The 24,361-nt window shown below is 54.1% G+C and carries 23 protein-coding genes and 1 other annotated feature; of the genes, 9 read left to right on the forward strand and 14 right to left on the reverse strand.

What is annotated here, in order from left to right:
* Positions 1-47 precede the first annotated feature (47 nt).
* Both ACT3RT_RS00745 and osmB read left to right on the forward strand, forming a co-directional pair.
* Complete coding sequence (locus ACT3RT_RS00745; protein WP_496202372.1) at positions 48-794, forward strand: DeoR family transcriptional regulator; 747 nt, start codon at positions 48-50, stop codon at positions 792-794.
* 308 nt (positions 795-1,102) lie between these two features.
* The gene (gene osmB, locus ACT3RT_RS00750) at positions 1,103-1,330 is read left to right on the forward strand and encodes an osmotically-inducible lipoprotein OsmB (protein WP_034791472.1); all 228 of its coding nucleotides are present in this window, start codon (positions 1,103-1,105) and stop codon (positions 1,328-1,330) included.
* Positions 1,331-1,563: 233 nt separating this feature from the next.
* On the opposite strand, the gene yciH is transcribed toward osmB, so the two are convergent.
* Positions 1,564-1,893: a stress response translation initiation inhibitor YciH gene (yciH, locus tag ACT3RT_RS00755; RefSeq protein ID WP_353502342.1), complete on the reverse strand. Its 330-nt coding sequence runs from the start codon at positions 1,891-1,893 to the stop codon at positions 1,564-1,566.
* Between the two features lie 9 nt (positions 1,894-1,902).
* Entirely contained in the window at positions 1,903-2,631 is a 729-nt protein-coding gene (pyrF, locus tag ACT3RT_RS00760) for an orotidine-5'-phosphate decarboxylase (RefSeq protein ID WP_353502343.1), read from the reverse strand.
* Between the two features lie 202 nt (positions 2,632-2,833).
* On the opposite strand from pyrF, the gene ACT3RT_RS00765 reads away from it, so the two are divergent.
* Positions 2,834-3,115, forward strand: coding sequence for an Arc family DNA-binding protein (locus ACT3RT_RS00765; protein WP_100937199.1), 282 nt, complete (start codon positions 2,834-2,836; stop codon positions 3,113-3,115).
* Positions 3,116-3,347: 232 nt separating this feature from the next.
* On the opposite strand, the gene lapB is transcribed toward ACT3RT_RS00765, so the two are convergent.
* From lapB to pgpB, 3 genes are all read right to left on the reverse strand, one after another.
* Positions 3,348-4,517 carry a lipopolysaccharide assembly protein LapB gene (gene lapB, locus ACT3RT_RS00770; protein ID WP_353502344.1) on the reverse strand — a complete coding sequence of 390 codons (1,170 nt, stop codon included), beginning with the start codon at positions 4,515-4,517 and terminating at the stop codon, positions 3,348-3,350.
* Positions 4,518-4,523: 6 nt separating this feature from the next.
* Positions 4,524-4,835, reverse strand: a complete 312-nt coding sequence (locus ACT3RT_RS00775) for a LapA family protein (protein ID WP_396130487.1) — start codon at positions 4,833-4,835, stop codon at positions 4,524-4,526.
* Positions 4,836-5,106: 271 nt separating this feature from the next.
* Positions 5,107-5,877 carry a phosphatidylglycerophosphatase B gene (gene pgpB / locus ACT3RT_RS00780; RefSeq protein ID WP_496202373.1) on the reverse strand — a complete coding sequence of 257 codons (771 nt, stop codon included), beginning with the start codon at positions 5,875-5,877 and terminating at the stop codon, positions 5,107-5,109.
* A 440-nt stretch (positions 5,878-6,317) separates the two neighbouring features.
* Between pgpB and ribA the strand changes: the two genes are divergently transcribed.
* Positions 6,318-6,908, forward strand: coding sequence for a GTP cyclohydrolase II (gene ribA, locus ACT3RT_RS00785; RefSeq protein ID WP_353502347.1), 591 nt, complete (start codon positions 6,318-6,320; stop codon positions 6,906-6,908).
* A 72-nt stretch (positions 6,909-6,980) separates the two neighbouring features.
* On the opposite strand, the gene acnA is transcribed toward ribA, so the two are convergent.
* Both acnA and ACT3RT_RS00795 read right to left on the reverse strand, forming a co-directional pair.
* Complete coding sequence (gene acnA / locus ACT3RT_RS00790; protein ID WP_496202374.1) at positions 6,981-9,656, reverse strand: aconitate hydratase AcnA; 2,676 nt, start codon at positions 9,654-9,656, stop codon at positions 6,981-6,983.
* 271 nt (positions 9,657-9,927) lie between these two features.
* Entirely contained in the window at positions 9,928-10,788 is an 861-nt protein-coding gene (locus tag ACT3RT_RS00795; RefSeq protein WP_496202375.1) for an NmrA family NAD(P)-binding protein, read from the reverse strand.
* 143 nt (positions 10,789-10,931) lie between these two features.
* Between ACT3RT_RS00795 and ACT3RT_RS00800 the strand changes: the two genes are divergently transcribed.
* On the forward strand, positions 10,932-11,852 hold the full coding sequence (locus tag ACT3RT_RS00800) for a LysR family transcriptional regulator (protein WP_496202376.1): 921 nt from the start codon (positions 10,932-10,934) through the stop codon (positions 11,850-11,852).
* A gap of 36 nt (positions 11,853-11,888) precedes the next feature.
* On the opposite strand, the gene ACT3RT_RS00805 is transcribed toward ACT3RT_RS00800, so the two are convergent.
* Entirely contained in the window at positions 11,889-12,476 is a 588-nt protein-coding gene (locus ACT3RT_RS00805) for a TetR/AcrR family transcriptional regulator (RefSeq protein ID WP_496202594.1), read from the reverse strand.
* Positions 12,477-12,612: 136 nt separating this feature from the next.
* Between ACT3RT_RS00805 and ACT3RT_RS00810 the strand changes: the two genes are divergently transcribed.
* Positions 12,613-13,014, forward strand: coding sequence for a RidA family protein (locus tag ACT3RT_RS00810; protein WP_353502351.1), 402 nt, complete (start codon positions 12,613-12,615; stop codon positions 13,012-13,014).
* A 62-nt stretch (positions 13,015-13,076) separates the two neighbouring features.
* Here ACT3RT_RS00810 and cysB read toward each other — a convergent pair whose 3' ends face one another.
* Together cysB and topA are read right to left on the reverse strand one after the other, a co-directional pair.
* Entirely contained in the window at positions 13,077-14,051 is a 975-nt protein-coding gene (cysB, locus tag ACT3RT_RS00815) for an HTH-type transcriptional regulator CysB (protein ID WP_034790971.1), read from the reverse strand.
* Positions 14,052-14,410: 359 nt separating this feature from the next.
* Positions 14,411-17,008 carry a type I DNA topoisomerase gene (gene topA, locus ACT3RT_RS00820; RefSeq protein WP_353502352.1) on the reverse strand — a complete coding sequence of 866 codons (2,598 nt, stop codon included), beginning with the start codon at positions 17,006-17,008 and terminating at the stop codon, positions 14,411-14,413.
* Positions 17,009-17,444: 436 nt separating this feature from the next.
* Between topA and ACT3RT_RS00825 the strand changes: the two genes are divergently transcribed.
* Entirely contained in the window at positions 17,445-17,696 is a 252-nt protein-coding gene (locus ACT3RT_RS00825; protein ID WP_496202595.1) for a YciN family protein, read from the forward strand.
* A gap of 149 nt (positions 17,697-17,845) precedes the next feature.
* Here ACT3RT_RS00825 and sohB read toward each other — a convergent pair whose 3' ends face one another.
* Positions 17,846-18,892: a protease SohB gene (gene sohB, locus ACT3RT_RS00830; protein ID WP_100937208.1), complete on the reverse strand. Its 1,047-nt coding sequence runs from the start codon at positions 18,890-18,892 to the stop codon at positions 17,846-17,848.
* A 369-nt stretch (positions 18,893-19,261) separates the two neighbouring features.
* Here sohB and ACT3RT_RS00835 point away from each other — a divergent pair, with 369 nt between their 5' ends.
* The gene (locus tag ACT3RT_RS00835; protein ID WP_485900907.1) at positions 19,262-20,023 is read left to right on the forward strand and encodes a YciK family oxidoreductase; all 762 of its coding nucleotides are present in this window, start codon (positions 19,262-19,264) and stop codon (positions 20,021-20,023) included.
* 5 nt (positions 20,024-20,028) lie between these two features.
* The gene (cobO, locus tag ACT3RT_RS00840) at positions 20,029-20,619 is read left to right on the forward strand and encodes a cob(I)yrinic acid a,c-diamide adenosyltransferase (protein WP_353502354.1); all 591 of its coding nucleotides are present in this window, start codon (positions 20,029-20,031) and stop codon (positions 20,617-20,619) included.
* Positions 20,620-20,723: 104 nt separating this feature from the next.
* Here the strand turns inward: cobO and rluB are convergent, their stop codons facing one another.
* From rluB to rnm, 3 genes are all read right to left on the reverse strand, one after another.
* Positions 20,724-21,617: a 23S rRNA pseudouridine(2605) synthase RluB gene (gene rluB / locus ACT3RT_RS00845; RefSeq protein ID WP_485900979.1), complete on the reverse strand. Its 894-nt coding sequence runs from the start codon at positions 21,615-21,617 to the stop codon at positions 20,724-20,726.
* 793 nt (positions 21,618-22,410) lie between these two features.
* Positions 22,411-23,031 (reverse strand): L-threonylcarbamoyladenylate synthase, encoded by a 621-nt coding sequence (locus ACT3RT_RS00850; RefSeq protein WP_353502355.1) that lies wholly within the window; start codon positions 23,029-23,031, stop codon positions 22,411-22,413.
* 15 nt (positions 23,032-23,046) lie between these two features.
* A complete protein-coding gene (rnm, locus tag ACT3RT_RS00855; RefSeq protein ID WP_278879370.1) occupies positions 23,047-23,943 on the reverse strand; it encodes an RNase RNM in 897 nt (298 codons plus the stop codon).
* Positions 23,944-24,232: 289 nt separating this feature from the next.
* Positions 24,233-24,334, forward strand: a sequence feature (Trp leader region).
* The last annotated feature ends 27 nt before the right edge of the window (positions 24,335-24,361 follow it).

Below are 24,361 nucleotides of genomic sequence, written 5' to 3' on the forward strand. Positions count from 1 at the left end.
TACCACAATGCGGGTAATCAACAGGTTGCCCGCTGTTTCGGAATCGCATGAACGACAGACAGCAGATTATTTTGCAATGGGTGAATGATAAACAGCGGGTTAGCGTCAGCACGCTGGCGCAGGTATGTCAGGTATCAGAAGTGACCATTCGCCATGATCTGACTTTGCTCGAAGGGCGCAACTATCTGCGCCGAGAGCACGGATTTGCCGTGGCGGTGCAGACCGATGATGTGGACCAGCGCATGATGTCCAATTTTGGCCGCAAGCAAAAGCTGGCCCAATATGCCGCGTCGCTGATCCAAGAGGGTGAAACCGTATTTTTCGAAAGCGGCAGCAGCGTCGCGCTGTTGGCGCAATATCTGAGTGATAAGCGCAGCCTGACGGTGGTCACGGTCAGCAGCTACATCGCCACCCTATTAAAAAGCATGCCGTGCGAGGTGATTTTGCTCGGCGGGATGTATCAAAAAGCCAGCCAGACGCTGGTCGGCCCCCTGACCAAACTCTGCTTGCAGCAGGTCAACTTCAGCAAAGCATTTATTGGTATCGACGGCTATACCCCTGAAACCGGCTTCACCGGCCGCGATATGCTGCGCGCCGACATCGTCAACGCCGTGCTGGCCAAAGGCGTGGAAAATATCGTGCTGACCGATTCCAGCAAGTTTGGCCAGATCACCGGCCACTCCCTCGGCCCTATGCGCCACATCAGCCGGGTGATCACCGATGACCAACTTGCCGTCCCCGTGAGGCAGCATCTCACCAGCGCCGGGATTACGGTGGATTGCATCAGCCAATAATGAGGTTTTTGTGCTTTGACCCAAAGACTTTGCAGTGAATTAGGACTATTCACCTAGTGCAAAAATGCCAATTTCATTAGTTTTATTCCACTGGGTCGCTATTGCGCCCGGTGAAAATGTGAAATTGAGCAAGTTGAGATAACTGTTTGACCCACTCTGAATATTGTTAGTTTTTCGCGGAGGTCTCGCGTTAAACACCCAGGTGATAGCGGCAATATTGCGTTGGTTAATTTCTCAGCGAAATATTGGTTATTACCTATACTTATGAGTGTGTCGGAGAGTTAATCCTATTAAGGAGAGTTACCATGATGCAATTATCAAGTCTTACTTCTAAACGTATTGCCAGCATTGCTTTAGTGATGACCTTGGCAATGTCAGTCACTGCTTGTGGCAACTGGTCTAAACGCGACCGTAATACCGCCATTGGTGCGGGTGCCGGTGCATTGGGTGGTGCAGTACTGACCGATGGCAGTACTTTAGGGACATTAGGTGGTGCAGCAGTCGGCGGGATCGTAGGACATCAGGTCAGTAAATAGTAGTAAAGAATGGTTAAAGCAGAATAAAGGATAAAAACAAAAATAGGTTGTTTGCTTTTTTCAGGTCTTTTTAATTTGTCTTCTACTAAGAAGACAAATCGGTATTCTCAAGATGCTGCTTTGATGAGAGAGCAGCACCTTGGCAATCACGTTTTTAATTTGTCTTTCCGGGTGAAATCGGCAAAAAATAAAATTTTTGCCGATTTAGCGCTGCCTCTGACATGCAGCCAATATCAGCCACCGGCTAATTTCACCTTCATGCCTTTGGCTTCAAGCAGCTGTTTGAGCAAATCCCGCTTATCCCCCTGAATCTCGATCACCCCCTCTTTCACCGAACCGCCGCAGCCGCACTTCTTCTTCAGCTCAGCAGCCAGTTTCTCCAGATCGGCGTCATCACCGTCTACGCCGGTGATCAGGCAAACGCCCTTGCCTTTGCGCCCGCTGGTCTGGCGCTGAATACGCACAATACCGTCACCTTTCGGGCGTTCTACTTTGGCTTTTGGCTCATCAATTCGGCCGGTATCTGTGGAGTACACTAGACGGCTGTTATCATCATTTTTCATCGGCTGGCCTTAACGCAGTGAAGCGCGAATATCACGCAGGGTCTGGGCTGGATCGGCAGATTGGGTGATCGGACGCCCAATCACCATATAGTCGACGCCCGCCGTCAGTGCCTCAACGGGAGTCATCACGCGACGCTGGTCGTCGGCTTTGCTGCCCGCCGGGCGGATCCCTGGCGTCACCAGTTTAAACTCTTGCCCCAGCGCGGCTTTGAAACGGCTGGCTTCCTGCGCGGAGCACACCACGCCGTCCAGGCCGCAGTCGCGTGTCAGGCGCGCCAAACGCTCGGCGTAGTCCGCCGGAGAGAGTTGAATACCTAGATCAGCCAAATCGCTGCCTTCCATGCTGGTCAGCACGGTGACGGCAATCAGCAGGGGCGCGTCGGCCCCGAATGAGGTTAACGCCTCTTTGGCGGCAGTCATCATGCGTGCCCCGCCGCTGGCGTGAACATTCACCATCCACACGCCGAGATCGGCGGCGGCAGCCACCGCGTGGGCGGTAGTGTTAGGAATGTCGTGGAATTTCAAATCGAGGAATACGTCAAAACCGCGAGACTGCAGGTCTTTAACGATTTGCGGGCCGAAGTGGGTGAACATCTCTTTACCCACTTTCAAACGGCAATCGCGCGGGTCGATGCGATCGGCAAAGGCCAGCGCCGCCGACTTATCGGCGTAGTCGAGAGCAACGACAATGGGTGAGGATTTTAAGTCATTGTTATGGATATTATTTTCAGACTTCATGTCGTCAACCTCTTGTCAGTTTTTAAGGATATCGGGCTAAGGCAAATTCATCAGTGGAAAAAGCCGCCCGCATTTTACCTGTCATCTCCCCTAAATCCCAGTCGCGCGTTGTGTTACATTTTTATGAATTATTTGTTACACACTAGACAGCTTAACTTTGCTGACATAGCGTAAAGCTTTAGGCTGAAGGAAATAGAATAAAATGAGCGAGATATCTACCCTGACCATCAAGATACCTGTGGAATTAAAAGAGTTAATTCGTGCCGCAGCGGCTGAATCAGAGCGTTCATTAAGTGCCGAAGTGTGCGAGCGCCTAGAGGAAAGCTTTGCACCTAAGGGGAAAAAGGCCGCCAAAAATCCAGAACATGAAATCGACAACCAGCACACCAGCGAAAACACCGAACCGGCGCTGACTCAAAAAGAGATCAAAAAACTCCGCACCCTGCTGGTCTCCGTCCGCAAGACCATCAGTAAGAAGAAGTAAGCGAAGTTTTTCTCGCCCCGATCACCGGAAATCCTCTAAGTCATTTGGATTGTATCAAGGCGGCAACTGCACGAATCCCCAGGAGCTGACATTAAGTCAGTGACTGGGGTGACAAATCTGCCGGGAGCAGATTTGAACGCTGCTCGCAGCGGCCCCGAAGGGGTGAGGCCCATGGACGGGCCGAATAACAGAGGAAGCCAACACAGAGACAATACAAAGGACGACGAGGATTTTATTGGCCGTCGAGGCCGCGGATAGGCTTGATGGTCGACCACGCCCGGCAAGACGGGCAATGCCAATACAACGAATGCGCGGTAAACCCACACTTATGGCAGCGATAGCGCGGCTTAGTGCGGATCTGCTCCCCTACCATGTCACGCAGTAAGACCAGACTCTCCTTGGCACGCCCCTCTTCTGCATCCGCCAGATGGTAATCCATCAGGTGATGGAACACGCGCATGGTCGGATGGCGCTGAAGCTGGCGGTTGATGTACAACTGCGCTACTTCGCGGCCTTCGGCTTGCTGGATTATCTCAGCCAGAATCAGCTCGGCGCTGGCCCCGGTGTTTTCATCCACGCAGCGTTTGAGGAATTCGGCCCAGGCTTGCAGCTGGCCTAAGTGCTGATAGCACTCTTGCAGCATCGGCAAGGTTTCGCTCACCAGCTCTTTATCCTGCTCCAGCACGCGTTTTAAGGCGTCGGCGGCCTTAGCGTAGTCGCCCTGAGCCATCAGGATGCGACCCTGCATGATCGAGACGCGGGCGCAGAGTTTGTCGGCCGAGGCGGCTTTCTTCAGCAGGCCGGTGGCTTTATCTAGGTCGTCGCTGGACATGGCTTGCAGCGCTAGTTCACACCAGAAATGGGCAATCTCTTTGCGGCGATTGTCTTTACCCAGCTTAACCAGACGCTCGGCCACCTCGATGGCGCTTTGCCAGTCGCTGGTCGCCTGATGAATGACCAACAGCTGCTCCAGAGCAAAGACTTGGTAGTCCTGCTCTTTCACCAGCTGGTTGAACATGTCTTCTGCGCGGTCATACAGCCCGGCAGCCATGTAGTCACGGCCCAGTTGCTGCACGGCAAGCAGACGTTGTTCGAAGGTCAGCGAGGCGCTTTCCATCAATGACTGATGGATGCGGATGGCGCGGTCAACTTCACCACGCGAACGGAACAGGTTGCCCAGCGTTAAGTGAGCCTCGACGGTGCTGCTGTCCTCTTTAAGCATTTCAAGGAACAGGTCGACGGCTTTATCTTGTTGGTTGGACAGCAAAAAGTTAACGCCCGCCACGTACTCACGCGACAGGCGGTTAGCATTTTCCTGTTTATCCTGCTGAGAACTTCTGCGCCCCATGTACCAGCCATAGGCGGCCGCAACGGGCAACAACAGAAACAGCAGCTCTAACATAAAGGATTATTCCTTACTGATAACAGTAGGCGTGACAGCGGGAACAACCACAGGTTCAGGTTCGATTTGCTGTTCCAGACGCTTGATTTTACGCTGAGCGCGGCCAAGAGACAGGCGAACGCGCAGATAGAACAGACCACAGATCACCCAACCCAGCACGAAGCCAGTCGCAAATAGCACAGCCAGCAGCGTGGAGACGCGATAGTCGCCCTGCGCCAGCAGATAATTGAAAGTTACCACCTGATCGTTGTGGGCGCCGAGGGTGATGGAGATCACCAACACGACCAACACAACTAAAAATATCAGCAAATATTTCACATTCATTCCTGTAATGCCGGATGTACCGGATGAATTATGCCAAAAATACGCGTCCTAACCTAATAAGTTAGCATTTCCAAACAAAGCTGGGAAATGCTCAGAACGGATAAAACCGACTTAGGATAAACTTCAGACAAAAGCGTAGCATAACTCCCTATTGGGCTTAGCGCCCCACAGTAAAAAGGGCGTGATAGTTAATATATGGGGACGCCACTCCCCGGTTAAAAGGGTAAACGGCCAGTTGTTGCCCTGCGCCGTCTACCCTGAGGGGCTATTTTGTCTCTTCGGCCTCGCGCTCGGCTATCTCGCGCTGCTCTGCCGGAGGCGGCTTGAGTGGCCCAATAAACCTTTCCGTCAGCCAACAGGCGATGATCACCAGCACCGCGCTTATGGCGGTAGAGGCCATCAAGTCTCGCGGCCAGTGCATGCCGAGCATCAAACGGCTGCCCATTACAATTACTGCCCAGGCCATCATAAAGGCCACGGTTTTGAAGTGGCGGCGCGGCCAGAGAATGCCCAGAGCCAGCAGCGCCCAGGTAGCGGCGAACATGGTGTGGCCCGATGGGAAAGCGTAGCCAGTGTCACTCTGCCAGCTCTTTTTCAGCCATTTCGGCAGGTCGCTGTCATCACCCAGCAAGGCTTTCACCTCTTTTCCCCGCTCCTTGCCCTTCATGGCGTAGAACTCCAGCACGTCCATCTCATGAGAAGTGCCCAGCCATGCCACATAAGGGCGCGGCTCCTTCACCTCTGCCTTGATGAAATCCTTCACATACTGGCCGATGACAACGGACGCGCAGAGAATAACCACCAGCATTACCGCCTCCTTGAGCCGGAAACGCAGGCACCACAGGAACCAGGCGCAAAACACGAGGGTGGTGAGAATGCCCCAAGGCTCACTCACGGTTTCCGTCACCCAGAACAGCGGGCGCAAAATGTCCGGATTCAGCCCCGGCGTCCATAACCATCCCGAAGCCCACACGACGGCGGGCATGGCCAATAGAATCACTGTGCCTAGCAAGACACGTCTGACAATGTGATACATAAGCATCCTTAAACAGCCAAAGAATCGCAGTGTAACAATCTTGTTACTGCTTAACATCTAATAAGAAAATCGGCTTTTGCTGCGACCGATAATTCATAACTTATGACGTAATCATTCAAATATTCGCGCTAAGCGCCTCTGCGATTTGTGGCAGAATATTCATAGGATTGTTGCAATCTCTGCTGTCGCTGAGATTTTTACTGGTCAATCCGCGCATTGGAACGTAGCATGCGCAACAATAAATAAAATACTGAACGTTAATAAACACTCTATCACCCTCACCTGCGACCCCGCGCTAAGATTGCGATGAAATGACGCAACCCGGCATGAAAGATGAGGAGTTACTCAGCATTATTCGCGCTGCGGCAAGGCAGTAACCGAATGAATGAGAGTCGCTAACGCAGCCCCAGCGTGAAGGATGAAGAGTATTGGAGTATAAAATGCAGCTGAAACGTGTGGCAGAAGCCAAATTACCTACACCATGGGGTGATTTCCTGATGGTGGGTTTCGAAGAACTGGCAACCGGTCACGACCATCTGGCACTGGTTTTTGGTGATATTACTGGCGACACGCCGGTACTCGCTCGCGTTCATTCCGAATGCCTGACGGGAGACGCGCTGTTCAGCCTGCGCTGTGATTGTGGTTTCCAACTGGAAGCCGCGCTAAATCATATCGCCGAAGAAGGACGTGGCATTCTGATGTACCACCGCCAGGAAGGTCGTAACATCGGTTTGCTGAACAAAATCCGCGCCTATGCATTACAAGATAAAGGCTACGACACCGTAGAAGCCAACCACCAGCTAGGCTTTGCCGCCGATGAGCGTGACTTCACCCTGTGTGCCGATATGTTCAAGCTGCTGGGCGTCCCTGCCGTTCGCCTGTTGACCAACAACCCGAAAAAGGTCGAAATCCTCACCGAAGCCGGGATCAACATCGTCGAGCGCGTGCCGCTGATCGTCGGCAAAAACCCAAAAAACGAACACTATCTGGCAACCAAAGCCGCCAAGATGGGCCACCTGTTAGAAAAGTAATCTTGATTTAGGTTGAATGCTAAAAAAGCCCCTTACGGGGCTTTTTTCATTTCATCGCCAAACTGACGGCACTTAGAGCATTTTGCGGATCACATAGTGCAGGATGCCGCCGTTCTCGAAGTAGGTCAGCTCATTGCCGGTGTCGATACGGCAACGGGCATCGACGGTTTCGACATGGCCGTCGGCGAAGGTGATTTTAACTGGCACCGTCTGGCCCGGCTTGAGGGACTGCATACCGCTGACGCTGATGGTTTCGTCACCCGTCAGTTTCAGCGTTTTGCGCGTCACGCCCTGTGGGAATTCCAGTGGCAGGATGCCCATGCCGATCAGGTTCGAACGGTGGATACGCTCGAAGGATTCGGCAATCACCACGCGAACGCCCAGCAGGCGAGGGCCTTTCGCTGCCCAGTCGCGGCTGGAGCCGGAGCCATACTCTTTACCGGCGATAACCGCCGTCGGCACGCTTTCATGCTGATAACGCATGGCGGCGTCGTAAATCGCCAACTGGTCCTGCGACGGAATGTGGCGAGTGAAGCCCCCTTCCACGCCCGGCACCATTTCGTTGCGAATACGGATGTTGGCGAAGGTCCCGCGCATCATCACTTCATGATTACCACGGCGAGAACCGTAGGAGTTGAAGGATTTTGGCGGTACGCCGTGCTGCTCTAAATAGCGTCCTGCCGGGCTTTCAGCCTTGATGTTCCCCGCCGGTGAAATGTGGTCGGTGGTCACCGAGTCGGCGAGTATCGCCAGAATACGCGCGTCTTTGATGTCCTCTACCGGGTCCGGTTGGGCTTTCATGTCGCTGAAGAACGGCGGATGGCGGATGTAGGTAGAATCTTCCTGCCACGCGTAGGTTGGTGTGCCTTCGACCTTGATAGCCTGCCAGTTGGCGTCGCCGTTGAACACTTCGGCGTACTCTTTGTGGAACATGTCGGTTTTCACCTGCTCCACGGCTTTGGCAATCTCATTGGCTGACGGCCAAATGTCTTTCAGATAGACCGGCTTGCCGTTTTGGTCCTCGCCCAGAGGATCATGGGTCAAATCAACCTTCATGTTACCCGCCAGCGCGTAGGCCACCACCAGCGGCGGAGAAGCCAGCCAGTTGGTTTTAATCAGCGGGTGAATACGCCCTTCGAAGTTACGGTTGCCGGAAAGCACCGCGCCGACGGTCAGGTCGCCCTCTTTGATCGCCGCCTCAATCGGGTCAGGCAGTGGGCCTGAGTTCCCGATACAGGTGGTACAGCCGTAGCCGACGAGATTGAAGCCGAGCTTTTCCAGATGCGGCATCAGGCCAGCGGCGTTGAGGTAGTCGGTCACCACTTTCGAGCCGGGCGCCAGCGAGGTTTTCACCCAAGGCTTACTGGTTAAGCCGCGGTCCGCCGCGTTCTTCGCCAGCAGGCCCGCCGCCATCAGCACGCTCGGGTTGGAGGTGTTGGTACAGGAGGTGATCGCCGCAATGACCACCGCGCCGGTAGCGAGTTGGTGATGCTGGCCGTCGAGGGTGAAGCTTTCGGACTGGCTCTGTTTGCCTTTGGCATTGCCGATTTCCAGCTCGGTCGCGGCATTGAAGGCTTTTGGCACGTTCGGCAAGGCGACGCGGTCCTGCGGGCGTTTCGGGCCAGCAAGGCTCGATTCTACCAGCGACATGTCGAGTTCCAGCGAGCTGGTGAAGATTGGCTCGTCGCCTTCGTGACGCCACAGACCCTGCGCGCGGCTGTAGGACTCGACCAGGGCGATCTGTTCGTCACTGCGCCCACTGAGTTTCATGTAGCTGAGGGTCACTTCGTCAACCGGGAAGAAGCCGCAGGTCGCGCCGAACTCAGGGGACATGTTGGCGATGGTCGCGCGGTCGGCCAGAGGCAGATCCGCCAAACCGTCGCCGTAGAACTCAACGAATTTACCCACCACGCCGTGTTTACGCAGCATCTGGGTGACCGTCAGCACGAGGTCGGTGGCCGTGATGCCTTCACTCAGTTTGCCGGTGAGTTTGAAGCCCACCACGTCTGGGATCAGCATGGAAACCGGCTGGCCGAGCATCGCGGCTTCTGCCTCGATACCGCCCACGCCCCAGCCGAGAATGCCGAGGCCGTTAATCATGGTGGTGTGGGAGTCGGTACCGACTAGGGTGTCAGGATAGGCGACGGTGCGGCCGTCAATCTCTTCGTGCCAGACGGTTTGGCCGAGGTACTCAAGGTTAACCTGATGGCAAATCCCGGTGCCTGGCGGCACAACGCGGAAACGGTTGAAGGCCTTTTGCCCCCAGCGCAGGAAAATGTAACGCTCGTGGTTACGTTCCATTTCGAGACGGACGTTTTCGTCAAATGCCTCGTCGTCGCCGAACTCATCCACGGTGACCGAGTGGTCAATAACCAAATCCACCGGGGAGAGTGGATTGACTTGATCGACATTCCCACCCAGTCGCTTGACCGCCTGGCGCATGGCCGCGAGGTCAACCACGGCGGGAACGCCGGTGAAATCTTGCATCAGTACACGGGCCGGTCGGTAGGCAATTTCGCGGTCGGCGTGGCCAGCTTTCTGCCAATCCACCAGCGCCTGTAAATCCTCTTCGGTGACAGTGTCACCATCGACGTTACGCAGTAAATTTTCCAGCAGGACTTTTAGAGATTTTGGCAGGCGTTGAATGTCACCCAGCTTTTGTGCCGCTTTCGGCAGGCTGTAATAGTGATATTCCTTATCGAGGGCTGCCAGCTTATCCTGACTATTCTTGCGAAGATCGGACGACATAGCTTCTCCTTTTTATAACGCTTATCTTTCAGACTTCTGTTCTTTCTCAATGCTTTTCAAGGCGTTTTACCTCAAAAAGTGCAAAGCGGGTGAAAGACCAATAACCGGACGGTCAATAAGTCCACTTATAAAGATAACACAAATTCTGGTTAACATTTTGATAACAACACGAAGTGTTCATCACTTGCCGTATGCCACCCTGCTGATACAGGATGGCATACCCATCGTTCATGTCGCCGCTGCATTATAAAAAGCAGATGTTGGCCTGAGTTTAGGCTTGCAGCAGGTTACGCAGCACCTCTTCCAGCTCGGTTTCGCCAATGACGCGTTCTGACTTTGGCCCTTCGAAACAGATCCACTCTTGGTTAAAACCGTCGATCATCTGCATACGCGGTGACGGATACTGATGCCCCTGGGCGCGGAAAACGGCTTCCCACGAGTGGCGCTCGACCACTTCGGCCACCACCGGGCGACCCAGAATCTGCGCGAAGGTGCTGGCGATGTCGTTTGGCGTAACGCGGCGCGGCCCTTCCAACTCGACCACGCGCTTACCTTCCCAGCGCTGCTGGAGCAAATTGGCCGCCAGCTTGCCGACGTCGGCGGTGGCAATCATCGGCACGGGTTTATCCAATGGCTGAAGGTAGCTGTGAATAACGCCCGCGTCGCGCGCGGAAGCCACGTCCAGCGCGCAGTTTTCCATAAACCAGCCCGGACGCAGGAAGGTAACTGGCAGCGCCAACGCATTAAGCGCCTGCTCCAGCAACGTGCGCTGAGTCAGCAGGTTAGTTTGCGTCGCCTGCGCACCAATGGTGGAGAGGCAAACCACTTTTTCCGGCGAGGCCGCGCTGATGGCCGTGACGACAGCTTCGATGAAAATGCGCGCCGCCGGGAAGCCCGGAGCCGGGTCAAAATCTGAAGGCGGCAGGATGAAGACGCCGGTCGCGCCTTTAAAGGCTTCAGTCAGTGCCTTGGCGTCATCCATCTCGGCAATCGCGACTTCACAACCCAGAGCGCGCCATTTGTCGGCGTTGCGGGCATCACGCATCACGCCGCGAACAGGAAGGTTTTTGCTCAATAACGTGCGGGCAACCGCGCCGCCGACTTTTCCGGTAATACCTGTGATCACATACATTTGATAGCTCCTGTTTGCAGAAAAATAGCCTGATGCTAAATCAGTGAACGTGAGTATAGAGAAAGGCATCACTTGACAGAATGCACGTCTAATCACTACTTTGATGACTTAAAATCACCATTCGATGATCAAGAGAAATCCCCATGAGCTTTGATGGACGCCTGCTGTCGAATATCAGCGTATTAGCCGCCATTGTGCACAGCGGCAGTTTTGCGCGTGCCGCAGAAGCACTGAACTTGTCCCCTTCAGGCGTCAGCCGGGCAGTCACGCGGTTGGAAACCAGCATCGGCGTGCGACTGTTTGACCGCACGACTCGCGCCGTCACCCTGACCGATGAGGGGCGCACCCTGTATGAAGAGATAAGCCCGCTGCTGGCGGGCATCGGCGACGCGGTGAGCCTGGCGTCCGGCGCTTCTACCGCGGTACACGGTCGACTGCGGGTCAATGTGGATACCTTCTTCTCGCGGCGCATTCTGGCTCCTCACATCCACTCCTTTATGCAGCGTTACCCGGAAATTGCCGTCGAGCTGGTCGTGCGGGATCAACTGGGGGATTTGGTGTCGGAAGGTTTTGATATCGCGGTGCGCTTCGGCCATCCGCCCTCTTCTTCACTGGTGGCGCGTAAGCTGCTGGAGACGCCCACCGCCACCGTCGCCTCGCCAGAGTATTTGCGCCAGCACGGCGTGCCGCAAAGCCCTGAGGACCTGATTCATCACGCCTGCATTCAGGTCAGAAGCTCTATGACCGGCCAGCCGCTGGAGTGGGAATATTCGCTCAAGGGGGAAGTGTTTCCGGCTAAGATTTCCAGCCGACTCATGGTGAATGAGTCCGGCACCCTGCTCGGTGCCTGTCTGGCGGGCGCGGGAATTGCGCGAATGAAAACCAGCGGCATTGAGGATCTGCTGGCCGATGGCCGCTTAGTCGAGCTACTGACCGACTGGAAGGGGGAGAGCTTCCCACTGTACGCCCTCTATCCTTCACGCCATCTGCCTCCCGCCAAAGTGCGCGCCTTTATCGACTTTGTGATGCAAATACTTAAAATAGACGAGGTGCTGACTACCTAAAGTCAGGCCCGCCCACCTTGCTGGCGGGCGGTTTATCTACCGGCGCAAGCCGCTGGCCATCATGGCGAAAGCCTCTTGGGCTTTTGGCAGATTTTCCTGCGGATTGTCGCTGGCGGCGACCCACAGCGCCGCGTTAAGCGCCGTGCCGCTGAGCAGCCGCGCGGCGGCTTCTACATCCACCGGCTTGAGCGTGCCATTCTTCACCATCCTCGCCACCGCCGATCGCGTGCCCTCAAGGCAAGCATTCTGGCTAGGCCACAGGGAAGGATCGCCGAGGAAAGCCGGACCGTCGAGCAGCACGATACGCTGAACCTCTGGATCGAGGGCCATTTTGATATAAGCCTCGCCTTCGGCCACCAACTGGCTCCAATCGTCTGGCGCAACACTAGCAATCTGCTTCGCCCGCTGGGCTATTTCCCCGTCCACCTGCGCCACCACCGCGGCCAACAGCCCCTTTTTATCGCCGAAGTTGTGATACAGCGCGCCACGGGTCAAACCGACGCTGGCGGTCAGTTCATCCATCGAGGCGGCGGCAAAGCCCTTTTTAGCAAAAGCCTTGCGCGCGGCGGCGATCAGCTTCTCACGGTTCTCTTCCATTGTTTCTGCACGACGTTTCGCGGCCATCATTCCTCAACTTAACATACGGAGTGTATGTTAAGTTGACATACACCCCGTATGTGATTACATTCGCATACGAAGTGTATATTAAATCAAGGTTGTATTTTTCGCATCCCAACATTACTCCAAAGAAGGCAAAACCATGATGAACAATCAAGCAATCTTCCCGGCCGATCGCCATGCTCTTTATGAACAACACGGTTACTCCGCTGCCATTCGTTCCGGCGATTTGCTGTTTGTCTCCGGGCAAGTGGGCAGCCGCGCCGATGGCTCGGCGGAGCCTGACTTTGCGGCTCAGGTCAGACTGGCGTTCGACAATCTAAAAGCCACTCTGAGTGCAGCAGGCTGCGGGTTGGAGGATCTGGTGGACGTCACCACTTTCCACACGGATCCGGAAAAGCAGTTTGCCAGCGTGATGGAAGTGAAGAGTGAAGTGTTTCCAAGCGCGCCCTACCCAAACTGGACCGCAGTGGGCGTGAATTGGCTGGCTGGCTTCGATTTTGAAATCAAAGTTATTGCTCGTGTGCCGAGCAAAGTGCAATAAAGCAAAAAATTCAGCCCCGCATAAGCAGGGCTGAATGATAGGATTGCCGACTAAAACTGGGCTTATTTCACCGGCAGCTTGATGTCTTTGAACATCGCTTCGATGTCTTCATTGGAGCGCAGGGCGATGGCGGTATCCACCACGTCGCGCGTCAGGTGAGGGGCAAAGCGCTGGATGAAGTCATACATGTAGCTGCGCAGGAAGGTGCTGCGGCGGAAGCCGATTTTGGTGGTGCTATAGGTGAAGATGTCGCGGGCGTCGACAGTGACCAAGTCTGGGTCTTGGATGGGGTCAACCGCCATGCTGGCAATCACGCCCACGCCCAGGCCGAGGCGCACGTAGGTTTTGATCACGTCGGCGTCGGTGGCGGTGAACACAATGCGCGGGGTCAGACCGGCGCGGTTAAAGGCGGTGTCCAGCTCTGAACGGCCGGTGAAGCCGAAGGTGTAGGTCACAATCGGGTACTCGGCCAGCTCTTCAATCGTCACTTTCTCTTTGCCAGCCAGCGGATGGTCCGGCTGCACCACGACCGCGCGGTTCCAGTGGTAGCAAGGCAGCATGATCAAATCGTCGTACAGATGCAGCGCTTCGGTGGCGATAGCAAAATCGGCATTGCCCTTGGAAACCGCCTCGGCGATTTGGGTTGGCGAGCCTTGATGCATATGCAGGGAGACGCGCGGATAGCGTTCGATAAAGCCTTTGATGACGTTGGGAAGCGCGTAACGGGCCTGAGTATGAGTTGTTGCGACATACAGCGAACCCTTGTCAGGGTAAGTGTGTTCCCCAGCAACCGCTTTGATGGCGTCGACTTTTGACAGCACTTCGCGAGCAATACGGATAATTTCCTGCCCGGCCGGCGTGACCTGCGTCAGATGCTTGCCGCTACGGGCAAAGATCTGGATACCCAGTTCGTCTTCTAACATACGAACTTGCTTACTGATGCCGGGTTGCGAGGTGTAAAGGCCTTCCGCCGTCGAAGAAACGTTAAGATTGTGATTAACAACCTCGACGATATAGCGCAGTTGCTGCAATTTCATAACTTATACCATCCTAGTTTTCAAACCCTGTCAGCCATTCCTGTTCGCCCTGCGGCTGAGAGGTCTGGAAACATACTGTTATCTACTTATTGATACCCAAAATTCACTCCGTACCGACAGCCGTCATCGGCGGATATCTATAATTTTTAAGTATAAGAAGAGATTTTATATAACAATTATATCAATTATTTGCACGTTGTATAGTCGGATGCGAATGACTTCAGCACGTGAATAACTTGCCCAAAAGACCTTGGCATGAAAAGGCGTAAAGCTTTGCGATGATAGATCTTAACCTAATAAAAAAACCAGCCCGAAAGGCTGGTTTTTTGCACGTTTGCTAGCGGGTTAAAACACTTTGCTTACTTTTTGCCTTCAACCCACTTGCCGTCAACGTAAAACGCTGACCAACCTGTGGCTTTACCGTCTTTCTCGGAAGAGACGTATTGCTGCTTGGTTTTGCGGCTGAAGCGAACCATGGACTTGTTGCCCTCTGGGTCAGCAACCGGCGCATCGGCCAGGTAGCTCAGTTTCTCCGGCAGGCGATCTTTGAAGCGAGCTAACTCTTCCACCAGCGGCGCACGGGTTTCGCGCGATTTAGGGAAGGTATTGGCCGCCAAGAACACCCCGGCTGCGCCATCGCGCAGAACAAAGTAGGCATCTGATTTTTCGCAAGGCAGCTCGGGCAGCGGCACCGGATCTTCTTTCGGTGGCGCGACATCGCCGTTACGCAAAATCTTACGGGTGTTTTTACAGTCGTCGTTGGTACAGCCCATGTACTTGCCGAAACGCCCCATTTTCAGATGCATCTCAGAACCACATTTCTCACACTCAACGATCGGGCCGTCATAGCCTTTGATGCGGAATTCGCCCTGCTCGATTTCATAGCCATCGCACTCCGGGTTGTTACCGCAGACGTGCAATTTGCGCTGGTTGTCGATCAGGTAGCTGTCCATCGCCGTGCCGCACTTGCCGCAACGGCGCTTGGCGCGCAGTGCGTTGGTTTCGGCTTCGTCGCCTTCCAGCACGTTAAGAATTTCAGCATCAGCAATCAGGTTGATGGTGGTTTTGCAGCGCTCTTTCGGCGGCAAGGCATAACCCGAACAGCCAAGGAACACGCCGGTGCTGGCGGTACGGATACCCATTGGGCGGCCGCAGGTTGGGCACTCGATGCTGGTCAGGACCATCTGATTCGGGCGCATACCGCCCTCTTCTGGCTCTTTCTCAGCGGTTTCCAACTGCTTGCTGAATTCGGTGAAGAACTCGTCCAGCACGGCTTTCCACTCGGCCTGATTGTTAGCAACCTGGTCAAGGCCGTCTTCCATACGCGCGGTGAAATCGTAGTTCATCAGTTCGCGGAAGTTATCTTCCAGACGGTCGGTGACGATCTCGCCCATTTTTTCGGCGTAGAAGCGACGGTTTTCAACGTGAACATAGCCGCGATCCTGAATGGTCGAAATGATCGACGCATAGGTAGACGGACGGCCAATGCCGCGTTTTTCCAACTCTTTAACCAATGACGCTTCGCTAAAACGCGCTGGCGGCTTGGTGAAGTGCTGGGTTGGCAACAGCTGTTGCAGGTTAAGCTCGGTGCCCACTTCCATCACTGGCAGCACGCGGTCTTCATCGCCTTTGCGCAGCGCTGGCATGACTTTGGTCCAACCATCAAAACGCAGAGTACGGCCTTTGGCGCGCAGCGAATAGTCACCCGCTTTCACCGTCAGGGTGGTGGAATCGTACTGCGCTGGCATCATCTGGCAGGCAACGAACTGGCGCCAAATCAGCTGGTACAGCTTCTGCGCGTCGTTTTCCATATCCTTCAACTGCTCGGACACGACGTTGACGTCGGAAGGACGAATCGCTTCGTGCGCTTCTTGTGAGTTCTCTTTGTTACTGTAGTGATTTGCGGCTTTTGGCAGGTATTTCGCGCCAAAGTTATCGCCGATATAACCACGCACCATTTCTACCGCGTCCTGACTCAGGTTAGTGGAGTCGGTACGCATGTAGGTGATGTGGCCCGCTTCGTAGAGACGCTGCGCCATCATCATGGTTTTCTTCACGCCGAAGCCCAGACGCGTACTGGCCGCCTGCTGCAACGTGGAGGTAATAAAAGGTGCACCCGGCTTGCTGCTGGTCGGTTTGTCTTCGCGATCAACAACGGTGTAGCGCGCCTTTTCTAATAAAGAGACGGCGGCATGAGTCTGCTCACGATTCACCGGTTTGAACGGCTTATCGTTGTGATGCGTCACCTGCATTTGCAGCGCGGTTTTGTCTTGCGCGTTGAGGTCAGCGTGCAGTTCCCAATACTCTTCAGGAACAAAGGCTTTGATCTCTTTTTCGCGCTCAACCACCAGACGCACAGCAACCGACTGCACGCGGCCGGCAGACAGGCCACGAGCAATTTTCTTCCACAGCAGTGGCGAAACCATGTAACCCACCACGCGGTCCATAAAGCGACGCGCCTGCTGAGCATTAACACGATCAATATTCAGCTCGCCCGGTTCTTTAAAGGCGTTCTGAATCGCGTTCTTGGTAATTTCGTTAAACACCACGCGGCTGAAACGTTTGTCATCACCACCAATCACTTCCCGCAAATGCCAGGCAATAGCCTCTCCTTCGCGGTCAAGGTCGGTTGCGAGATAGATGTGGTCGGCTTTATCCGCCAAGGCTTTTAACTCGGCAACCACTTTTTCTTTGCCGGGCAGAATTTCGTATTGCGCTTCCCAACCGTGGTATGGATCAACGCCCATGCGGTTAACTAACGCCGTTTTCTCATCCTTTTTTACTTTTTTCTTTGTTTTTTCTTCGGCTGAGGCGGCAGTTTTTTTGCTGGCGGAACCACTGGTAGGCAAATCGCGGATATGACCGACGCTGGACTTAACCACGTAGTCATTTCCTAAATACTTATTAATCGTTTTGGCTTTTGCCGGGGACTCAACTATTACGAGAGCTTTGCCCATAATTACCTTTTACCTAATTTGTTCTTCTAATGAAGAAGATTTTAACTTGTTATGCCGCGGCACAATGTAACGTCTTTTTTTATATTGCGGCAGTGAGTCAGGAGATCAACTAATTTTTTCTTTTAGCGAATCAAACAGACTTCCAGAGGCACAATTCTCTGATTTAACGGAGGTTTAACGCTATCCCTCCCACAGACTTATAGAGCATGAAATGATAAAATTTTGTGAAGCGTAAACAAAACATTCCACCTAAAGCCACAAAATCCCACACTCTACCTGATAAAAATTGCCACGCAACTTAATTAGCACGGAAAACCGTTTTTCGCCAACACGAACAAAATTGCAGCAATACATTTGCTATAACCTCAGCAGGTTTGCGGTTTTGTTCGGCGTGGGATTACAATATCGGCAGAAATTCTTCATGGGAGTAAATATCATGCAGGGAAATACAACGGCAATTAGCCGAGAATCTTTACTGACCGAGGCGAATAAAGTCATTCGCGCACACGGTGATTATCTGCACGGCATGGAGGCAACAGACGTCGAGCAGAAAGGCAATGTGTTGGTGTTTCGCGGGGAATTCTTTCTCGATGATAATGGATTGCCGACCTTAAAAACCACCGCCGTATTTAATATGTTTAAACATTTGGCACATCTTTTTTCAGAAAAATATCATCTGCAAGATTAACCAAATTGTCACCAAAATGACCGTGTTTCCTTAACGTAATAAAGGAAGAAAATCTGGCTGTTTACTTTTAGTGCGCATTAACGCGCTGTGGCCAATAAAAAAGGGACCGAGGTCCCTTTTTTCATTACTAAAATTCTTAACTTATTCTATTACAAAAGCGGCTTCTGGCTGCGCTGTAACCAGCGTAAGAACAGGCGATCGGCGCTTTCTGCCGCGCTGCCGGTAAATCTGTCCATCATGCGCTTGCGACGGCTATAACGCACCGCGATAACTTCGTGATTTTGCATCTCGGCAATCAGCAAATCATCACTGGTACCAATGGCGTCAATCAGCCCTTTTTCACGCGCCTGAGTGCCAAACCAGTGCTCGCCGGTGGCAACGCTGTCGATATCCAGCGACGGGCGATGCTGATGAACAAACTCTTTGAACAGCACGTGAGTTTCATTCAGGTCTTCACGGAATTTCTCGCGCCCCTCTTCGGTGTTCTCGCCGAACAGCGTCAGAGTACGCTTGAACTCACCCGCGGTGTGCAATTCCACGTCGATATCGTTCTTTTTCAGCAGGCGGCTGAAGTTAGGGATCTGCGCCACAACGCCGATAGAACCGATGATGGCAAAAGGTGCCGCCACGATGCGGTCAGCCACGCAGGCCATCATATAGCCGCCGCTGGCTGCAACTTTATCCACCGCCACGGTCAGGCGAATGCCGCCCTGACGCAAACGCGCCAGCTGTGAAGAAGCCAGACCATAGCCGTGAACCACGCCGCCCGGGCTTTCCAGACGCAGCAGGACTTCATCTTCAGGCGTGGCAACCGCCAGCACCGCCGAGATCTCTTCGCGCAAAGAAGTGACTTCGTGAGCGTCCATACTGCCTTTGAAATCAAGCACGTACAGGCAAGGTTTGCTTTTGATCGTCGCGCCGCTTTTCGCCTGTAATTTCTTCTGTTTGGCGTCCGCTTTTTCCTGCTTTTTGAACGCTTTGTTAGTTAGTTTTTGCTCGATTGGATTGAGGCGAGCCGTGCGCATTTCGCGCTGCATTTCACGGTATTCTTCACCCAAATCAACCAGATGCAACTGACCTTTGCCATGAGACTTACGCTGCCTCAGGCCGATAACCAGCACCACTAACGCGCCAATGGCGATCACCACGGTGACAACTTTGGCCAAGAACAAACCATAAAGAGATAATAGATCCACAAATTCCGCCTTTTACGCAGTGGTAATAAGATGCTGCTTATTCTAGACAATTGGCGCTAAAGCGTCTTGTGTGATTGTGTCCGAATGCCGCTGTTTGGGCATAACCTGCCCGCTTAGGCCGCGCAGATGGCAAAAAGGGGTGCAGGCTTGTTCCATTTTTGTTACAAAAGATCCGCCGATAATCGGGGTAAACATTGAAACCGGTGGTCATTTCAGGCATATAAACCCAGTATTCATCTTCGTGATGATCCATTTTCCAGCCAAGCGCCCGCCCGCGGTTGAGCCTTTTGCTCCTGCCAGCGCGCCGCTTTGCGCCGATGTGGCGATGCACTCCATCGCCGTGTCCTGACTCAGGTAAGAGGAATTCCCGTGCATTACCATCCAAAATCCGATCTGCTCAATCAACGCATCATTCTGGTCACTGGCGCAGGTGACGGCATTGGCCGCGAAGCCGCGCTGACCTATGCGCGCTTCGGCGCACAGCTGATTTTACTTGGCCGTACCGAAAGCAAACTGGCGAAAGTTCAGCAAGAGATCGCCGAGCGCGGTTACCATCCGGCGCACATTTATACTCTTGATCTGCTCACGGCCTCGCAGGCCGACTGCCAGCGCGTGGCTGACCAAATTGCTGAATGGGTGCCGCACCTCAACGGCGTGCTTCACAACGCGGGCCTGCTGAGCGAAATCGTGCCAATGGCTGAGATCAAGCTCGAAGATTGGCACAACGTCATGCAGGTGAATGTGAATGCCACCTTCATGCTGACCCAGTCACTGCTGCCTCTGCTGCTAAAAGCGCCGTCTTCGTCGCTGGTGTTTACCTCTTCCAGCGTCGGCCGCGAAGGCCGCAGCGGCTGGGGAGCCTATGCGGTGTCTAAGTTCGCTACCGAGGGCATGATGCAGGTGCTGGCCGAAGAGTACAAACAGACCAACTTGCGGGTGAACTGCATCAATCCGGGCGGAACGCGCACCAGTATGCGGGCATCTGCCTTCCCGGATGAGAACAGCGCCAAGCTGAAAACCCCGGCCGATATCATGCCCCTGTACCTCTATTTGATGGGTGAAGACAGCCGCCGTAAAACTGGCATCAGCTTCGACGCCCAGCCGGGGCGCAAAGCCGGTCCTGCGGAATAAATGTCATGAGCGAGGATCGCCACAAGCAGCGCCAACAGCGGCTTAAAGAGCAGGTTGATGCGCGGATTGAAGCCGCGCAGGAGCGGCGCGGCATTTTAATTGTCTTCACCGGCAACGGCAAAGGCAAAACAACTGCCGCCTTTGGCACGGTGACTCGCGCCGTCGGCCATGGCCAGCGCGCGGCGGTGATTCAGTTCATCAAGGGCGAATGGCCAAACGGCGAGAAAAACCTGCTCGAGCCGCACGGCGTTGAGTTTCAGGTGATGGCCACCGGCTTCACCTGGGAGACGCAAAACAAAGAGACGGACACCCTCGCCTGTCAGGCCGTTTGGCAGCACGGCAAGCGTATGCTGGCCGACCAGTCTCTGGACTTAGTGGTGCTCGACGAGCTGACCTACATGGTCAGTTTTGGCTATCTCGACTTACAGGAAGTGATTGACGCGCTGAAAGCGAGGCCTGTGCATCAAACCGTGATTATTACCGGGCGTGGCTGCCACCGCGACCTGCTGGAATTGGCAGATACCGTCAGCGAATTGCGTCCGGTGAAGCATGCTTTCGACGCGGGAATTATGGCCCAGCAGGGTATCGACTGGTAGCCCCCCCTTCTCTTATTAACTAACTCGCTGAATTAAGAACAAAAAAAACCGCAGTCAATGGCTGCGGTTTTTCATTTATTGGCTACGAACTTATAAACTCATCGTTAGCTGCGTTTTGACGGCGTACCGCTACGGCGAGCGGGAGCAACCTGAGTGTGGCGCTTCACGGCGCGACGGATCTGGTTAGCTTTCACACGGCGACGATCGCGCTCAACCGGCAATTTGCTGACGGTCTCTTCCGGCATCTCCACCAGCGTGCGCAGGTAGTTAGTTTCCGGCAGATCCAGCTCTTTATAGCCACCGCGCGGCAAGCCTTTCGGCAAGGTCAGGTCGCCATAGCGAACGCGGATCAGGCGGCTAACCTGCACGCCAACTGCTTCCCACAACCGGCGAACTTCGCGGTTGCGGCCTTCGGTCAGGGTCACATTGTACCACTGGTTCAGACCCTCGCCACCTTGATACTTGATGGTGCGGAATGCCGCCGGGCCATCTTCAAGCTGCACACCACGACTCAGCTGTTTGATTTTTTCATCATCAATCTGGCCGAATACGCGTACCGCGTACTCACGCTCAACTTCTCGGCTTGGGTGCATCAGGCGGTTCGCCAGCTCACCGTCGGTGGTGAACAACAGCAGACCCGAGGTGTTAACGTCAAGACGCCCTACGGCAACCCAGCGTGAACCACGCATTTTTGGCAGACGGTCGAACACGGTCGGACGGCCTTCCGGGTCGCTGCGGGTACACAACTCGCCTTCCGGCTTGTAGTAAGCCAGCACGCGGCAGACGGTGTCCTGAGACTCGATAATCGACAGCACGTGGCCATCAAGACGGATTTTGGTGCCCGCGTGCATTTCTACACGGTCGCCCAGCGTCGCAATCTTGCCGTCAACGCTGATACGGCCAGCCTGCAACATGGCTTCCACTTCGCGGCGTGAACCGTGACCGGCGCGAGCCAGAATTTTTTGCAGCTTTTCACTCTGGCCTTCGGTGGAGTCCAGCGCGTTCTTCGGCTTTTCGTATTTTGGTTCGTCGTCTTCGACTTCTTCAGCCACATTTTTCAGCGCCGCAGGAGCCTTTGGCTTGGCTGCGTTACGTGAATTTTCAAAACGTGGCTTATCAGCACGCGCGCTGTCTGGACGGCCTTTGCCAGCCGGACGCGCTTTTTCGATACGTGATTTTTCACCGCGCGGTTTCTCATTGCGCGGCTTTTCAATGCGTGAGTCATCACGACTGTTGTCTGAACGTGAACGGCCGCGTGATTGGTCTGAACGTGCTTTGTCAGTCTGTGGCTTGTCGCCACCGGCTTTTTTACCACGTGAATCACTGCGCGTTGACTCAGGGCGGCCTTTGGCTGCACCGGAATTTCTGCCGTTTTTTGGTTTGTCGGTGGCCGGACGGCCTGATTTGGATCTGTCGCCTGACGGCTTCTGGGAATTAAACTTCTCGCTCATTGAGCAACCTCATTTGTCGCCTTCACAGGCGTCGGGGAGAGCCAGCAGCACAATGTGACCCATTGTCTGCCCGCCAGAATATATATCGGTAATGTTTGTCTGACCTATTGAGAACGGGTTAATGGATAAAGTATTAACCCATAAATCGGTCAGCGGGCTGTCGCGGAATGCCTGATAAACAGGAAAGTCTCGTCATCGCGTTAACAGCATTGCTCAACATAACTCAGGATTGAAAAACAAAGAGTTATGAAAAGTCAGCCCGCCATTATACACATTTACCGTGCTTTTGTATCTATTAGCCGCCCGCGGGCTGGTTTAATTATAACCAATAATCGCGCAATTATCTGAACGGCGCGGGGTCACCGGCACCTTCACGCACCACTTCCGGCGTGGACTCGGTGAGGTCAACCACGGTGGTCGGCTGTTGGCCAATCGAACCGCCGTGAATAATCAAATCGACTACTTTCTCCAGACGGTCTTTGATGTCCTCTGGATCAGATTCGGCGAAGTCATTGCCCGGCAGCATCAGCGTAGTGGACATCAGTGGTTCGCCCAAGACATCTAGCAAGGCCAGTGCAATCGGGTTGGACGGCACGCGCAGACCGATGGTTTTACGCTTCTCGCTCATCAGGCGGCGCGGCACTTCTTTGGTCGCCTTGAGGATGAAGGTGTAGTTACCCGGCGTGTTGTTTTTAATCAGGCGAAATGCCGTGTTATCGACATACGCATAGGTCGACAGCTCGGACAGGTCGCGGCACACCAGGGTGAAGTTGTGATTGCCATCGAGTTGGCGAATGCGGCAAATACGCTCCATGGCGTTTTTGTCTTCCAGACGGCAGCCCAGCGCATAGCCGGAATCCGTTGGGTAAACGATAACCGAGCCTTTACGCAGCATTTCCACTGCTTGGTTAATCAAGCGTGGCTGCGGGTTCTCGGGGTGAATATAGAAAAATTGACTCATAATTCCCTTCTTAACTCATTCTGTAATGGTCGCGGTCTGGGTCCAGTCTTTCCACACAGGTTCGACACCTGCGGGCAGCCAGAGTTTGCGTCCCAGTTCTATCCACGAGCAGGGCTGATGGAAATCAGATCCCTGCGATGCCAGTAAATTATAGTCTCTCGCGAAGGCGGCGAGCTGGGTGCGTTCATTTGGCCCCTGCTGACACTGCGCCACTTCCATCGCGTCTCCACCCTGCTCGGCAAAATAGGCCAGCAGCCGTTTTAACCATTTGGTGGAGAGGTCATAGCGCCCTGGATGGGCGACAACTGCCTGACCGCCGGACTGATGAATTGCTGCAATTGCTTGTTCTATTGTACACCAGTGTGGCGGAACGTAGCCGGTCTTGCCCTTAGCGAGGTACTTTTTGAACACCTGCGCAATGGTGTCGCACTTACCGATTTCCACCAAATAGCGGGCGAAGTGGGCGCGGGTCACGGCGCCGTTTTGCGCCAAACGCAGCGCCCCTTCCCATGCCCCTTCAATGCGGGCTTTCTCCAAGCGGCGGCCCATTTCCTGTGCCCGTTCGATGCGCAATGAAGTCTGCAATGCCAGTAAATTCACCATCGCGGGGTGTGCCGGGTCGATGCCCAAACCCACAATATGGATTTCGTGATTTTCCCACAGGGTCGAGATTTCGACGCCGTTCACCAGATGCAGCGGCAGATTCTGTGCCGCAATGGCCTGAGCGGCGCGAGCAAGGCCGTCAGTGGTGTCGTGGTCGGTAATAGCCAGCACGCCGACTCGCATCTCTACCGCGCGGCTGACCAGCGCCTCGGGCGTTAAATAGCCGTCGGAGGCCGTGGTGTGGCTGTGCAAATCGTAGAGAGTGAAGGCGGAACCGAGCTCTGGCGTTTCTGTGGCAAGTAAAGTCATAAGGTAAGGGTTGTAAACCTGTTGCTGAAAGCGACGGTTATCATAACCCGTTAACCCTTTGCGGTTAACCCTATTGGCCTGAATCAGCCGAGATACTTGGGGATAGCGGCCAAAGCTTGGCTGCCAAATGGCAATTCCCGAGAGAAAGAGTAAAAAGAGGGTTGACTATCGCCTCTCGAACTAGTTTACTAGTACGCAAGTTCACGGCATAACGTGATAACCCTTTTATGCCCGATATATGAAATATGACGCAAGGTATCTGATGATGAATATTTTAATGATTTCTTTACTCAGCTGGTGGCGCCACTTCCCTTCGCGGGCGGTGTGATCACGCATTTCGGTTTACAGACCATGCAGATACCCGAAGCCCGCTGAACGCGGGCTTTTTTATGGCCGTCTTCTTCACCATTTGGTAGAA

The organism is Ewingella sp. AOP9-I1-14 (assembly GCF_052375995.1).
Lineage (GTDB): Bacteria > Pseudomonadota > Gammaproteobacteria > Enterobacterales > Enterobacteriaceae > Ewingella > Ewingella allii.